At 44.2% G+C, this 15,721-nt stretch carries 13 protein-coding genes; 11 read left to right on the top strand and 2 right to left on the bottom strand.

The window, feature by feature from the left end; all coding sequences use genetic code 11:
* The first annotated feature begins 32 nt into the window (after window positions 1-32).
* On the top strand, window positions 33-1,004 hold the full coding sequence (pta, locus tag ACXADE_RS17865; protein WP_474981771.1) for a phosphate acetyltransferase: 972 nt from the start codon (window positions 33-35) through the stop codon (window positions 1,002-1,004).
* Between the two features lie 216 nt (window positions 1,005-1,220).
* Here the strand turns inward: pta and lipL are convergent, their stop codons facing one another.
* Window positions 1,221-2,063, bottom strand: coding sequence for an octanoyl-[GcvH]:protein N-octanoyltransferase (lipL, locus tag ACXADE_RS17860; protein ID WP_474981770.1), 843 nt, complete (start codon window positions 2,061-2,063; stop codon window positions 1,221-1,223).
* 234 nt (window positions 2,064-2,297) lie between these two features.
* On the opposite strand from lipL, the gene ACXADE_RS17855 reads away from it, so the two are divergent.
* The 9 genes from ACXADE_RS17855 to ACXADE_RS17815 all read left to right on the top strand — a co-directional run bounded on the left by ACXADE_RS17855 (window position 2,298) and on the right by ACXADE_RS17815 (window position 12,248).
* Complete coding sequence (locus ACXADE_RS17855; RefSeq protein WP_474981769.1) at window positions 2,298-3,593, top strand: HD domain-containing protein; 1,296 nt, start codon at window positions 2,298-2,300, stop codon at window positions 3,591-3,593.
* A 13-nt stretch (window positions 3,594-3,606) separates the two neighbouring features.
* Complete coding sequence (locus tag ACXADE_RS17850; protein WP_474981768.1) at window positions 3,607-4,107, top strand: YwgA family protein; 501 nt, start codon at window positions 3,607-3,609, stop codon at window positions 4,105-4,107.
* Window positions 4,108-4,210: 103 nt separating this feature from the next.
* Window positions 4,211-6,226 carry an ABC transporter permease subunit gene (locus ACXADE_RS17845; RefSeq protein WP_474981767.1) on the top strand — a complete coding sequence of 672 codons (2,016 nt, stop codon included), beginning with the start codon at window positions 4,211-4,213 and terminating at the stop codon, window positions 6,224-6,226.
* A gap of 56 nt (window positions 6,227-6,282) precedes the next feature.
* On the top strand, window positions 6,283-8,253 hold the full coding sequence (locus tag ACXADE_RS17840; protein WP_474981766.1) for an ABC transporter permease subunit: 1,971 nt from the start codon (window positions 6,283-6,285) through the stop codon (window positions 8,251-8,253).
* On the top strand, window positions 8,253-10,247 hold the full coding sequence (locus ACXADE_RS17835; RefSeq protein ID WP_474982265.1) for an ABC transporter permease subunit: 1,995 nt from the start codon (window positions 8,253-8,255) through the stop codon (window positions 10,245-10,247). Before ACXADE_RS17840 ends, ACXADE_RS17835 begins: the two co-directional genes overlap by 1 nt.
* 1 nt (window position 10,248) lies before the next feature.
* Window positions 10,249-10,809 carry a GNAT family N-acetyltransferase gene (locus tag ACXADE_RS17830; RefSeq protein ID WP_474981765.1) on the top strand — a complete coding sequence of 187 codons (561 nt, stop codon included), beginning with the start codon at window positions 10,249-10,251 and terminating at the stop codon, window positions 10,807-10,809.
* Window positions 10,810-10,898: 89 nt separating this feature from the next.
* Window positions 10,899-11,438 (top strand): YwhD family protein, encoded by a 540-nt coding sequence (locus ACXADE_RS17825; RefSeq protein ID WP_474981764.1) that lies wholly within the window; start codon window positions 10,899-10,901, stop codon window positions 11,436-11,438.
* A 107-nt stretch (window positions 11,439-11,545) separates the two neighbouring features.
* Window positions 11,546-11,773, top strand: coding sequence for a hypothetical protein (locus ACXADE_RS17820; RefSeq protein WP_474981763.1), 228 nt, complete (start codon window positions 11,546-11,548; stop codon window positions 11,771-11,773).
* Window positions 11,774-11,903: 130 nt separating this feature from the next.
* Window positions 11,904-12,248: a YolD-like family protein gene (locus tag ACXADE_RS17815; RefSeq protein ID WP_474981762.1), complete on the top strand. Its 345-nt coding sequence runs from the start codon at window positions 11,904-11,906 to the stop codon at window positions 12,246-12,248.
* 448 nt (window positions 12,249-12,696) lie between these two features.
* On the opposite strand, the gene ACXADE_RS17810 is transcribed toward ACXADE_RS17815, so the two are convergent.
* Entirely contained in the window at window positions 12,697-14,748 is a 2,052-nt protein-coding gene (locus ACXADE_RS17810) for a transglycosylase domain-containing protein (protein ID WP_474981761.1), read from the bottom strand.
* Window positions 14,749-14,887: 139 nt separating this feature from the next.
* On the opposite strand from ACXADE_RS17810, the gene speE reads away from it, so the two are divergent.
* A complete protein-coding gene (gene speE, locus ACXADE_RS17805) occupies window positions 14,888-15,718 on the top strand; it encodes a polyamine aminopropyltransferase (RefSeq protein ID WP_474981760.1) in 831 nt (276 codons plus the stop codon).
* Window positions 15,719-15,721: the final 3 nt, after the last annotated feature.

The following is a 15,721-nucleotide window of genomic DNA, read 5'->3' as shown; positions in this document are numbered from 1 at the left end:
GTATAACAGAATGAATAAATGGAGGGTTAATCATGAGTAACCTATTTGATACATTGAAGTCTAAGATTGATGGAAAAGGCAAGAAGGTCGTATTTCCAGAAGCATTAGATGAAAGAATTCTAACGGCTGTGAGTCAATTGGGTGCAGACGCGATGTTGACACCTGTATTAGTCGGAAATAAAGAAAAAGTAGAACAGAAAGCTTCTGAATTAAATCTTGATATATCTGCTGCTGAAATTCTCGATCCATCGAATTATGATGAGTTTGATGAAATGGTCGCAAGCTTTGTTGAGCGTCGTAAAGGGAAAGCGACGGAGGAAAAAGCTCGTGAAATCCTTCAAAGCGGCAACTATTTCGGTACAATGCTCGTTTATATGGGTAAAGCAGATGGCCTTGTGAGTGGAGCGGTACACTCTACAGCAGACACGGTTCGCCCTGCTCTTCAAATTATTAAAACAAAACCAGGCATCAAGAAAACTTCAGGTGTTTTCTGCATGGTCCGTGATGAAGAGAAATATTTATTTGCTGACTGTGCTATCAACATCAACCCTGACAGCCAGGATTTAGCAGAAATCGCTTTGGCAAGTGCAGAGACAGCGAAACTGTTCGACATCGATCCAAAGGTTGCTATGCTGAGTTTTTCAACAAAGGGCTCTGCGCAATCTCCGGAAACAGAGAAAGTATCAGGTGCTCTTGAAATCGCTAAAGAACAGAATTCAGACTTGGTTATTGATGGTGAATTCCAATTTGATGCTGCGTTTGTTCCATCTGTCGCTCAGAAAAAGGCGCCGGATTCTCCATTGAAGGGTGAAGCAAATACGTTTGTATTTCCGAGTCTCGAAGCAGGGAATATCGGCTATAAAATTGCTCAGCGTCTAGGGAATTTCGATGCGGTTGGACCAGTCCTGCAAGGCTTGAACCAGCCAGTAAACGATCTGTCACGCGGTTGTAACGCTGATGATGTGTACAAACTAGCCATCATTACGGCTGCTCAATCTCTATAAGGTACTAAAAGCTCGCGGACAACGTCCAGCGAGCTTTTTTGCTCATTCATGAGGTGAATTTTTATCCAATCACAAAAAGTCCATTTCGATGGGGTTGTACAGCTTTAAGGAAATTGAGAACAGAGTCGCTTGCTATGCGCCGTTACCTCCGTAGGTTATCTTACGAAGTGAAAGATAAAAAACTTAACCAGAGCCATTCAAAAGCGCTCGACACCATTATTCCAGGTTGTCGAGCGCTTTTTCGTTTCGCTTAATCATTTGCTCAAACCGCTTGTGAAACCAGTCGATTTCCTCACCTTCCAAGGGGTGGGTGACAAGGTGGCCGGAAAGTTCGTGTAATTTCATTAAGATACGGTCTCGAACGTCAGCGACGCTCAAGGAAGTGTTCAATAACTCGTTCAAAGACGCCATGACTTCAGGGGCAATATCGGGATAAGTGAAACGCGTGTTTTCGTCGCGCTTTCCTAGTTCATAGAAACGTTTTAAAAGTGCAGCTCGTTCTGCGCCACTACCGCTCACATCTAAATAGATTTGGACAGCGGATCCATTTTTGACCCGGCGCTGTGAAATGCCGGCGAATTTCTTTCCATCAATACTCAAATCATACGTCCCGGGGCAATAGGATTGCGTAATCTCATAGGCTTCGATTCCCTCGGTTACATCAGAAAAAAGGTGGCGGATGAACGACACCATCGCTTCGTATCCGTCATGGATATTTACCTGTTTAGAATCAGGGAAGATGAGGGAAAGGTTCAGAACACCGTCATCCAATACGACGGCAAGTCCCCCGGAATTTCGGACGATGACATCGTATCCATTCGATTTTACATACTGGATGGCTTCTTTAATATATGGAAGTCGGGCATCAGGAATCCCAAGGACAATGGTATCGTGATGGACCCACAGTCTGGCTGTCGTCGGACTCATTCGTTCTCCAACACTCATCGACAAAGCATCGTCCATAGCAAAAGATTGCAGGGCCGAAAATCCGGGTCCTAAATTGCTTTGATCGATGAAGCGGTATGTTTCTGTTTTTAATAGTGGATGAAGTTCACTCATAGCAATCGTTCTCCTTTTTATATAGCAACGTCCATTATACCAAAAGTCAGGTCTTGCATGAATGGAAGAACGATTGTAAAATTCTCTGATGGATCACAAGTTCATAATGAAAGCAAGAACGCTGATAGACAGGTGTTCAGACGAACTCCTGTCATTTTCTGTCTGTCAAGGTGTTTTTTTGTCGGAATTTAAGGTATATAATAGATAAAAATGTCGTGTAGAAAGGACAAACTGATGGCCTATCGTGATGAAAAATTAAGTGAAGAGAAGGTTTTTAAAGATCCTGTTCACCGCTATGTTCACGTTCGTGAACGGGTGATTTGGGATTTGATCGGTACCTCTGAATTTCAAAGGCTTCGGAGAGTGAAACAGCTTGGAACCTCTTATTTGACGTTTCATGGAGCAGAACACAGCCGTTTTAACCACTCCCTGGGTGTCTATGAAATTGTGAGAAGAATTATCGAGAATTTCAAGGACCGTCCAAACTGGAACCAGGAAGAGAGGCTGCTCTGTCTTTGTGCGGCTCTGTTGCATGATCTTGGTCATGGACCTTTTTCCCACTCGTTTGAAAAAGTGTTCAAACTCGATCATGAAGATTTCACACAGGCCATTCTGCTTGGGGACACGGAAGTCAACAAGGTTCTCAGTAAAGTGGAAAAAGGCTTTCCTAAGAAAGTGGCCGATGTCATTAATAAGACGTATGAAAATAAGTTGGTCGTCAGCTTGATTTCCAGCCAGATTGATGCCGATCGCATGGATTACTTGCAGCGGGATGCCTACTTCACAGGAGTAAGCTACGGGCACTTTGATATGGAGCGCATCCTCAGGGTCATGCGTCCGATGGAAGATCAGGTCGTTGTGAAGGAAAGCGGAATGCATGCGGTTGAAGATTACATTATGAGTCGTTATCAAATGTATTGGCAGGTCTATTTCCACCCGGTTACCCGTAGTGCAGAAGTGATTCTGACGAAAATCCTTCACCGTGCCAAAGAGCTTTATGAAGAAGGGTACACGTTCAAATTGGAACCGAAGCATTTCTTGTCCTTCTTCTCCGGGGAGCCTACCCTTGATGAATATTTAGCCCTTGATGAAGCAGTCGTTCTCTATTACTTCCAAACCTGGATGAACGAAGAAGACGATGTCTTAAGTGATTTGTGCCACCGTTTCGTGAACCGTAAATTATTCAAATACATCGAATTTAACCCGAACGCGCAGATGAACGAATGGATGGAATTGTACAAACTGTTTACAAAAGCAGGGTTGAATCCTGATTACTATTTAGTGGTCGATTCCAGCTCGGACCTTCCCTATGATTTCTATCGCCCTGGCGAAGAAGGGGAACGATTGCCGATTCATCTGTTGCAGCCGAACGGTGAATTGAAGGAATTATCGAGACTCTCAGACATTGTCGAATCCATCTCTGGAAAGAAACGGACGGATCACAAACTGTATATTCCTCTCGACCGTCTTGAGGAAATGTCGAACCGAAGCAAAACGAAGAAGCGGATTATGGAAATATTGTTTGGATAAGGAGTGAACCTCCATGTTGGAGAATCATGCGAAATTGATGCAGTTTTTCTCAAGCACGGATGAAATTGTTGGTCGTAAGAAGTTGCAGAAGATGATTTACATACTGAAAAAGTGTGAAATCCCTTTTGAAGAGCGTTATCAATTTCATTTTTATGGACCCTATTCAGAGGAGCTGACGTTGAGGGTCGAGGAAATGTGCAACCTCGGTTTTATCAGTGAAACAAAAGAAGAAAAGAAAAATTATTATCAATATCGTTACCATCTGACGGACAGCGGCAGAAATTTCCTCACGCACTATGAAATGGACCTGCCTCCGTTGGGAGCACATATTGAAGAAATGAATGGACGCAGCTCCCGTTTTCTTGAGCTGGTTTCAACGATGCTGTTTTTTGAGCATCTGCCGAAAGAAGAGATAGCAGAGAAGATATTCACCGTGAAAAGTGCTCAAAATTATAATGAAGAAGATATCGAAGAAGGATGGAAATTTATTGAATATTTACGTTCCATTCATTAAGATAAGTATAGGTGTACATTGAAGTACACCTTTTTTATTAGCATTTGATGTCAGATAATTGAAAAAAATATAAATCGGAAGTAGAGTGGGGGGTTGCGAATCGATGAAGGTTATAAAGTTTGTGCTTTATTACCTATGCGGGATGGTAGGTATTTTGCTCATCAGTACGTCACCTGCCTTATTCAGGGATGGCGCATTTTTGGACATTGGGAATTACATAAAGGAATTGAATCAGCTCCTGTCTGCTGTTGTGAATCCAGAACAATGGACGTATAGGTACAAGGAGCAATCCGTCCCGATTGTTGAACACTTATGGGGGGCCTACCGATATTCCATGACCGTTTTCTTTGGAGGGGTTCTTCTTGGATTCGTGCTTGCTTTCATTGGCGCCTTCACCACCGTATTTTTTCCGAAGTGGCTGCGTTCCCTCCTTGATCGAGTGCTTGGGATAATTGAGAGTGTTCCGGACTTGTTATTAGCTTTTTCTTTACAGCTGATGGTCGTCTGGTTCTATAAACAAACGGAAATTTTATTATTTTCTTTCGCTTCTCTCAAGGAGGACAACGTTTACCTCCTTCCAATGATCGCCATAGCTGTTCTTCCAATGGTGATGATGTATAAGGTTATCCTGTCCATGGTCGAAGACGAGTGGGCAAAATCATATGTCCAAATGGCGAAGGGGAAAGGGTTGAAAAAGGCAGCCATCCTGTCGGTTCATATCTTTAGGAACATTGGAAAAAGCGCTTTCTACCATTCGAAGATCATCGTATGGGGAGCATTATCAAGCTTACTGGTGATCGAGTACATCTTTAATATGAATGGGATTACCGTTGCCTTTTTGGATGATTTCCGTCCGTTTGTATCAAGTGTCATCCTTCTGATGCTCTTTACGCCGTTCTATCTTATTTATCAGGGAGCTGGGTTGTTCATCTTTAAAGAAAATCCGGAAGAGGAGGATACAGTCCCTCAGATGAATCATTTTATGGGGGCTGTTTCGATGCAAGGGAAGGGGAGCTGGGCGTCTTATGCTCTGAAAGAAATCGGAGCTCACTTTAAGAATGTCAAATTCCTTATTGGGTTCTCGGTCATCCTGGGAGCGGTTGTCATCAGTGTCATCTACACATGGACCGCGGATCCATTGGTGGACCATTACCAAGTGATTTATAACGAGGAGGGGAAATTGGTCAGCTCGATGCCCCACTCCCCGGAGTATGTTTTTTTAGGTACGGGACCACTTGGGTACAGCATCTTTGATCAATTGTTGGTGGGGGCGAAGTATACGATTGTTTTCGGTCTGGTCATTGCTTTTCTCCGAATGGGATTAGGATTCATTTTGGCCATCCCTTACATATTCTTTCTGCCTAAAAGACTACAGCTTGGGTTTGAAAAACTTGTGGACAGTATGCATTTTCTACCGATGACCATCATTGCTCTATTACTTCTGAGACCGGTATTGTGGATGCCTCCTGGTGGATTTACAACGACAGAAATGGAGCGGATCCTTTATCAAGGCATCATCTTGACCTTGCTGGCTGTTCCACTCGTAATGACATTGTTCGGAAATGAAATGAAGCTTCTGATGAAAGAAGAATTCGTCGCCAGTACAAAAGTGCTCGGAGGAAGTTCTGTACATTTGTTGTGGAAGCACCTCGTGCCCCACTTGAGTGCACGTATGGGCATTATTTTCGGCCAGCAATTCATACAGACGCTCTTGATTTTCATTCACCTTGGAATTTTTGATATTTATTTCGGTGGGACAAAAGTGAGCTATGATTTTATGGCAGATCCTCCGACAAGTACGACCTATGAATGGTCGGGGATGATCGGAGCTGCGAAAGATTCTATCATGACCGGCCGGTGGTGGCTCATCGTTCCGGCACTGCTCTCGTTCATGGGGATTATCATATCGATGCAGCTCGTCATACAGGGCATTAAAGAAGTGCAGCAGCGCCGGGTCGGCATCCCTGCAGAACACAACACGTGGCTTAAAAGAATTTTCCGTAGAAAAAACAGTCACAGTAAGAAGGAGGTCATGGTTCGAGAAGCGGATTTTGTATGGGCAGGCGAGTCGCGTGATGCGCTGAATGATAGAAAAGAATCCAATAGAAAGTGGTTATGATTCATATTTTCACAGCATGATGGATGAAAAAATAAATGTAGAGTGAGGCCGGATATGTGAAATTTATTAAATTTGTTTTGTACTATGCGTTAGGTCTTGTAGGGATATTGTTCATTAGTTCATCCTCTGCTTTGTTCAGGAATGAAGCGTTTTTTGACCTCAGCAACTATTGGGATAGCTTAGGTATCCTTTTAAAAACAATTCTTCATCCTGACGAATGGGTGTACCTGTTTAAAGGGAATGAAGTGCCCATTTTTGAATACTTGTGGGAGCCTTATCAATATTCCATGACGGTGTTTTTCGGGGGGATTCTGCTCGGGTTCTTCCTTGCATGCGCGGGAGCTGTCTTGACCATGTTTCTGCCGAAGTGGTTGAAGGGATTGGTCGATCGAATGGTCGGCTTGTTAGAAAGCGTCCCCGATCTGCTGCTTGCGTTCTCCTTACAGTTGCTTGTGGTTTGGGTATACAACCAGACTGACATTTTAGTGTTCAAATTCGCTTCTCTCGGGCAGGACAAAGTATATTTACTCCCGATCATGGCACTTGCCGTCCTGCCGATGGTGACCATGTATAGAATCGTCCTGGCTCTCCTCGAAGAAGAGTGGACCAAACCTTATGTTCAAATGGCGAAAGGGAAAGGGTTGGAAAAAGCCGCTATCATCTTTATACATATTTCACGGAATATTGGCAGAAGCATGTTTCACCACTCCAAAATCATCGTTTGGGGAGCGTTATCCAGTTTATTGATGATCGAATACATTTTCAATATGAATGGCATCACTTCTGTCTTCCTGAATGATTTCCGGCCGATCGTTACCTTTTTTATCCTGCTCATGCTTTTTACGCCCTTCTACATTCTTTATCAGGGAACGGAGATGTTTTTTGCCTCCATCTCATGGAGAAGTGGTGGACGTTGGTTTATCCAGGCCTTAAATGAAATCGTTGTTCACTTCAAAAACGTGAAGTTTCTGCTTGGATTTGTTGTCATCGCAGGAGCAGTCCTCGTAAGCATTGTTTATACAAATACAGCCGATCCTCTTATTGATCAGTATCGATTGATTTATGACGATGCCGGCAACCTGGTAAGTTCTGTCCCGCACTCTCCAGAATTCGTGTTTCTCGGTACGGACCCGCTCGGGTTTAGTATTTTCGATCAAATTCTGGTCGGTGCTAAATATACTATTTTGTTCGGAGTGATTATCGCCTTTTTGAGGATGTTCCTCGGTTTTGTTCTTGCTATTCCCTATGCCTTTCTTCTACCGGCCAGGCTTCAGGTTTTTTCGACGAAAGTCATAGACAGCATGCATTTTCTGCCGATGACTATTCTTGCCTTCCTTTTGTTGAGGCCCGTGTTATGGATGCCTTATGAAGGGTTTACGACAACGGAAACGGAACGGATTGTTTATCAAGGGGTCGTTCTGACGGTTTTAGCTGTACCACTTGTCATGACCTTGTTCGGAAATGAAATGAAAAGCATGATGAGAAAGGAGTTCATTACCAGTGCGCGTGTATTAGGTGGCGGCCCGATCCACCTGCTTTGGAAACATCTTCTGCCTCATTTAAGTACGAAGATGGGAATTATATTCGGTCAGCAATTTATACAGACGATGCTGATTTTCATCCATCTCGGAGTGTTTGATATTTATTTCGGGGGCACGAAAGTGAGTTATGATCCAATGATGGCCGATCCCCCTGTAACGACGACCTATGAATGGTCCGGGATGATCGGGGCGGCTAAAGACTCCTTAATGACCGGCCAGTGGTGGTTGATCATTCCTACGCTCTTCTGTTTCATGGCCATCATCGTCGCCATGCAGTTCATGATTCAAGGGATGAAAGAAGTCCAGCAGCGCCGTGTCGGAGTATCTGTTGAACAAAACAATGGGTTGAAACGGCTGTTTCAAAGAAAAGAGGCAGAAAAGGTGGATGAAACACCTATCAAGAAAAACGATTTCGTATTCATTCAAAGGAATCATGCACCATCGAAATCGGACGAAGAAGGTAACCGTAGGAGGTGGTCGAGTTGATGTGGAGAGTCGGGCGTGTTTTTCAATATTATCTGCTTGGGCTCATAGGGATATTGGTCATCAGTGTTTCGCCTTCCTTTTTCAGTACGAATGGCTTGATGGGTTTCTTTATCATGATCAAAGAGTTTATTACATTAATTGGGGAGCTGTTCCAGCCTTCCGAATGGGTGTATCTATTTAAACAGATGGAAGAGCCGATTCTGCCTTTTCTGTGGGAACCCTACTTGTATTCCATGACAATTTTATTGTCTTCCCTTTTGCTGGGGTTTCTTCTAGCTATGTTTCTGAGTGCGTTTACGGTTTTCCTGCCAGCTCCTCTCCGGGTTTTGACAAAAAAAGTCCTTCATCTATTTGAAACCATCCCCGATCTGCTTGTAGCTTTCCTTCTGCAAATGGTCGTGGTGGCAGTCTATAAAAAGACAGATATTCTTCTTTTCAAATTTGCAACACTCGGAGATGAGAAGGTATACATTGGACCGATCCTCACGCTAGCGATCCTGCCGATGGTTTCTTTGTATAAGATCGTACTTCTTTTACTAGAAGAGGAGTTGAAGAAACATTACGTTCAATTCGCGCAAAGTAAAGGCGTTAAATTCAGAGGAATCATTGTTTACCATGTGTTCCGGAATATTGTCTACAGCGTGTTTTATCATTCGAAAACAATTGTATGGGGAGCATTGTCGAGCCTGTTGGTGATTGAATATGTGTTTAACACGAATGGTCTGACCTATTACATCCTCCAAGATTTCAGACCTATTGTAACGGCAATTGTTTTATGGATGATTTTCACTCCATTTTTCTTTTTTTATCATTCCATAGAAATGGTCTTGAAGAGAAATGAAGTTAAAACCGTTACTGTCAAGTTCAAACGAACGGGAATTTGGACAAGGATTAAACGGTGGCCGCTTTGGAATTTACTGTGGCGCGGGTTTGTGGAAACGTTGAAGCATTTTAAAAATGTTAAATTTACGCTTGGTTTTCTGGTGGTATTCGGGATGCTTGGAGTAAGCATTTATCACTCCGTGACAGCGGATGTCGTCGTCCGCGATTATGGGTTTATTTATGATGAGGATAATAAACTGGTCAGTACGCCTCCTCATGCGCCTGAATTTATTTTTATGGGGACTGACCGGCTGGGTTTCAGCATTTATGATCAAATCTTAACAGGTGCAAAGTATACGATTTTGTTAGCAATTCTCATTTCTTTCCTTCGGGTGGTAGGAGGGCTGCTGCTGTCCATCCCTTACGCTTTTCTAATGAAAGAAAAGTGGCAGGAAAGGGTGGATAAGTTCGTAGACGGATTTCATTATCTCCCTATAACTCTCATTGCCCTTGTCATTCTGCAACCGACAATGGTTCAGTCCGTTGGAGGGTTCGAAACCTCACTCGCTGATCGGGTGGCGTTTGAAGTCGTTGTGCTGACCGTGTTGTCATTGCCGCTTTTGACCGCGCTGATCGGTAATGAATCCCGGTTATTACTTCAGCGTGAGTTCGTGTTAGGGGCGAGAGTCCTTGGCGGTGATCCCGGCCACCTTTTCTGGAGACACATCCTGCCTCATTTAGGATCAAGACTTGGGATTCTGTTCGGTCAGCAGTTTATCCAGACGCTCATCGTTTTCATCCATTTAGGCGTTTTCGGTCTGTTTGTAGGGGGGACGATTACTTCCAACGATCCATTGAACCCGGATCCTCCGAGAAGCTATAGTTATGAATGGTCAGGCTTGATCAGCTCATCGAAGACCGCTTTGATGTCTGGAAACCTGTGGATGATTGTCCCTGTGCTGCTAAGTTTCGTAGTGTTGATCATTGCGGTGCAGTTCATCGTTGAAGGAATAAAAGATGTGCAGCAGCAGAGAGTAGGGGTAACACCTGTTACGAAGAGAAAATGGAGAGCAAGACTCCGGAAACAAAAAAAGACGGTCCGGCCATCAACTGAAACGGAAAACGATGACTTCCAATTCGTCCGCCGGACAGGATCGAAAGGGGGAAGGTGAAGTGTCTCAAATTCCGGTTTTGGATATGGAGAATGGAAAACTGAGGCCACTCAAGCTCCAGGATGCTCCCGACTTATTTGCCTTCATGAGTAAGGCACAAACAATGAAATACATCACCCCGCATCCCGTTTTGTCATTGAAGGAAATGGAAGTTTACATAGAAGAACGACTCGCGAACTTCCTTCATCAACAAGAAATCCCATGGGTTATTGAAAATAATCGGGGCGAAACGATCGGTTTCTTTCGTTTTCATAAATGGAATGTGTGGCATAGAAAAGCAGAACTTGGAGCGGTCATTGCCCCGGCTTATCAAAATTCGGGCGTCATGACAGAAGTTTTCCGCTGTGTACTACCATATGGGTTTGAGACATTGAATTTGAACCGGGTGACGGGAGATATCTTTTTCGAAAACGAAGCATCCCGAAAACTCTTAGTGAAATTCGGTTTCCGGGAAGAAGGGGTCCTACGGGCAACGGACTATGACGGAAAGAGGTTCCATGATACAGTTGTCTTTTCCTTGCTGCAGAAGGAATATGAACAGATTAAACAAACGTTTGATTAATTATTCATGAAGCATCTCTCCTAACAAGAATCGTTATGTATGTTAAAATGGGACAAAATAATAGGACGATTGATGAGGAGGATGGCTTTATGAAAGAGTTCGATCAGTTCAAAAATAATGGTGAAAGTACAGATAAAAAGAAGAATCAATTTACGATTATCAAAGATGACTCCACCGACGGTCATGGGGGATACGGGGTCGGTTCCATCAGTCTTGAAAATATGACGCCTGTCATTGTGGACCCGAACGAAGAAGAAGCCTATGTCGATATGGGGGCGCTCCATGCCCGCAGTAAAGTAGAGAAGCGGATCAAGTTCATTACGGATCGGGAAGTCGTAAAAAATGGACTGCGCTACTGGATCGCCTGGGTAACGGTGGACTATCGGGAAGGTAAACCGTGCTATCACGGCGTAGCTGCCAGTGAAATCGTGGTGGATCGTTCCATTAAACGAGGATACAAATCAATGCCGGAGCACGTGAATCATATGGATAAATCATTGAAAGGCCGCTTTGCTGTTGATCACATCGATGAAAAATCCAAAAAGCTGCTCGGGGATTACCTGCGAGATTTCAAACCAGAGCTTTGGGAAAATACCGATCAAGAACTTAAAGATTCTCTGGAAGTCTAATAAAGGTTCACGTTCATACAGAATGGTATAGGGAAGAGGGGAACTGAGAGGTTTCTCTCTTTCTGTATGAGCGATTCGATCAGCTTCAATAGAAAGGAGGGATGGAGATGAAAAGAATATTGGAAAATGATGTAGTGTTTCATTTTGTTATTGCCCTTGTAGGACTAGTTTCAGGAATCCTCCATTTCCTGTTCAAGTGGTCCTTTTATGAGGAACACGGCTACTTATCCTCAGGTTTATGGTTTATCGGAGGAGCATTCGTGATCTATGTAAGTTGTATATTCGTGTTCGGATATCAGAAGAAAGGAAACAAAGGAAGCGTTGTGAAACCATAAGTCCTATTTGAGAATCGGCCCGCAGCTTCGTTTTTTTCTGATGGTGTTCCTTGCCAAGTATGAAAATTCCAGTTTACGAAGTCTGCATTTATGGTAGAATAAGAACAAACGTTCGTGGTGGAGGGAGCCAATGATGGATAACAGGAATCGGGATCGCGGGACGATCAAATGGACATCACTTATGTTGCCTGAGCATGTAGAAATGGTAAAAAAATTGTGGAAAGAAGATCAACGCGTCGAAAAAGGAATCATGGATGAGCAAAAAGCGGTAGAAATTGATTTTCTCCTTCAGCGTGCCTTGACCGACAATCTTACCGTAGAGTTGAGAGTGCATAACGGTTTTGAGTATGTAGACATAAAAATGAAGGTGACCCACGTAAACCGAAGCCGCCAGACCGTATCCGGCGTGGATGAACAGATGAAAGAAAAAGTGACCGTTTCACTCAGTGATATTGCTGATCTTACCATTTTGTAAGCTGTTCACTTTTTGTTCACAAAATGTTCAAGAAAAAAATGTCGGAATTCAGACGGCGAATCTTGACGAATAAGCAATATGGGTAATATATTTAGTAACACATGGGTTATACATGTTTACTAGGACAGAGAATGCGACCGGTTCCGCCGGTCGTTTTCTCTGTCTTTTTTTAATTTATAAGCTCTGTTAAAGTAAATGCATCAACGGATGGAAGTGACAATGAATCCCTGGAACATCTCGAAATGAAGTATTCAAGGAAAGGGAGCTTTCGTTGAATAAGCCAAATATAAAAATGAGGAATCTCCATAAAATTGGAAGTTCCTTTTTGCAGTAACATCAACCCTAAACTTTAACAGAGCCAACTTATAAAAAGCGAAAGGCCATTCCTATTGAGAATGGCCTTTCGCGCCAAAGAGAGCTTGAGCCGCGCCAAAACACCCGGCCCCCGTTAAAAGAACCAGTCGACGACATCCTTGAACCACGGGTCATCTTTAAACTCATCGTCAGGGTTCTTGCTATCGTCACCGCCGCATGTTTCTTCAGGGATGTCGGCTTCCTGCATGTACACCAACCGTTCCTGTGGACAGTTTGGACCGGCGACATAGCCGGTCTCGGGATCGATGTAAACGCCTTTTACCCCCGGGGGCGGTATGAAAGCAGCGGTGGGTTCGTCTTCATGGATTTTCTCCATCATGTCTGCCCAGATGGCTTTGGCATAACGGTGGTCGTTGAAATCTTGAAGGGGCTTTCCGCCTTCGTCATATCCTATCCAGACACCGGATACATATTGAGGACTGAATCCGATCATCCAACTGTCGTTATCGGTGGTTCCTGATTTTCCGCCATACATACGTGTCAGCTTTCCTTTGATCGGCGTCCCGGTAACAGATGCGTAGTCCGCATCCAACAAAGGATCGAACATGCCTGTCATCATATGGGTAACGGTGAACGCCCTGATCTTGTCGACCGCATCATCTTTATTGTAGACCGGTTTGTACTCATAAAGGACGTTGCCATGCCTGTCCGTTATTTTGGCGATCGTATGCCCTTCGATGGATTCGGTTCCTTTCACCAATTTTCCATAACCGCTGACCATGTCGAGCAGGGAAATGGAAGAATAACCGAGGGCGAGGGAAGGGTGGGGCTTGAATGTCCCATCAATGCCGAACGTCTTCATCGTTTCCCCTAATTTTTCCGGGCCGATATCCATGTGGGTCTTTACTGCATAAATATTATCGGATACGGCAAGGGCTTGAGCCATAGAGATCGGGTCTTCTGCATATTCGTTGTTAAAGTTGGACGGAATGTAGGGTTCAGTTTTGCCGTCGACTTCAATTTCAACGGGACCTGTATCTTTCATAGTGACCGGTGAGTACCCGGAACCGAGAGCGGCATAGTACAGAAATGGCTTGATGGTTGAACCGACCGATCGTTTGGCCTGAGTCGCTCGATTAAAGGGACTCTCTCCATAATCTTTGCCTCCCACAAGCGCTGTGATGGCTCCTGTGTGGCTGTCCATGACAGTGGAAGCGACCTGAATGTCCTCGTTCACCGGAATGTTTCTCTTCACCTGTTCTTCCAGAATTTGTTGGTGTTTTTCTATTAACGTGGTGTGGATGTGATAGCCGCCTGTTTGGACACTTTCTCTGTCAACGTCAAGGATTTGGGCCGCTTCAGTGACCACTTGATCTTGAAAATAAGGGGCGACTTCCTGGATTTTTTCTTCTTCGTCATCTGCATACGTGAGGCTCGCTTCCACCGCTTCTCTTTTTTCGGAGGAGGTGATATAGCCGTTTTCCTCCATCTCGACTAAGATCTGCTGTTGTCTCGCTTTTGCCCGCTCTGCATTTGCTAGTGGAGAATAGTAGGTGGGTCCTTTAGGAATGCCCGCCAGCATAGATGACTCCGTCAAGGTAAGATCTGAAGCATGTTTATTAAAATATTGACGGCTGGCGGCTTCAACCCCGTAAGCCCCGTGTCCGTAATAAATCGTGTTCAAATACCCTTCCAATATCTCGTCTTTGCTGTAAAAAATCTCAAGCCTAACAGCATAGAGAGCCTCGTTGAGTTTTCTCTTCCACGTTTTATCATGGGAAAGGTAAAGGTTCCTCGCATACTGCTGGGTAATGGTACTGGCTCCTTCGGCCATTCTCATCTGCTTCAAATCCGTGAGGGCAGCACTGGCTATCCGTTTCAAATCGAAACCGAAATGGTTATAAAACCGCCGGTCTTCGATCGCGAGAGTTGCATCCTTAATAGCCTCAGGCATCTCTTCTATCGTAATCCAATATCGTTCTTCGACGCCTCGTTCTTCTCCTATGATTTCACCATCGGTTCCATAGAAAACAGTCGTTTGTTCGGTCATTAAAGAGGGAGGTCCTTGTGTAATGGCATAAATCAGTACACCGATCACGCCGACAACCCCGGCGATTGCGCTGAAAAGTGTAAGTTTTACCCCACGAACCGTCCATCGATAGGCCGTTTTGAAAGATGATCGCATTCTTTTAGACTCCTATCTGTTACGAATGTATAAAGACTGCTATTATTATGTGAGAATACGTAGTAAAATAAACTTCTTGAGTGAAACAAACACGTATATAAGGCAAGTTATTTCATAGATGAAAAAGGAGAAATGCAACATGGGTACATGGTTTACTGAAAAACAGACCGATCATTTCGGGATTACAGCGAAGGTCAATCGTTCCCTTCATAGTGAAAAGACAGACTTTCAAGAATTGGAGATGCTGGAAACAGCAGAGTGGGGAAATATGCTCGTCCTTGATGACATGGTCATGACGACGGAGAAAGATGAATTCGTTTATCACGAAATGGTTGCCCATGTTCCCTTATTCACTCATCCCGAGCCGAAAAATGTCCTCGTCGTCGGAGGTGGCGACGGTGGTGTCATTCGTGAGGTCTTAAAGCACGAAAGTGTAGAGAAAGCGACCCTTGTCGAGATTGACGGCAAAGTCATCGAGTATTCGAAAAAGTACCTGCCTACCATTGCAGGCACCTTGGAGGATGATCGGGTGGAAGTGAAAGTGGATGATGGATTCATGCACATCGCGAAGAGTGAAAACGAGTACGATGTCATTATGGTCGATTCCACTGAGCCTGTTGGCCCGGCCGTAAACCTGTTCTCGAAAGGTTTTTATGAAGGAATTGCCAAAGCCTTGAAAGATGACGGGATTTTTGTTGCTCAGACGGATAATCCATGGTTCAAAGCGGATCTTATCCGCCAGGTATACAGTGACGTAAAAGAAACCTTCCCGATCACCAAAGTCTACACTGCCAATATTCCGACCTATCCAAGTGGACTTTGGACATTTACGATGGGCAGTAAAGTTCATGATCCTCTTCAAGTAAGTGAGGAACGTTTTAAGGAGATTGATACAAAGTATTATACGGACGATATCCACCGGGCGTGTTTTGCCCTTCCGAAATTCGTCAAAGACCTCACAAAGGAGTGACCG

The sequence above is a fragment of the Halobacillus sp. ABR2_026 genome, from assembly GCF_056158545.1.
The sequence above is the reverse complement of the archived record's forward strand: the minus strand, read 5'-3'. Positions and strand labels throughout refer to the sequence as shown.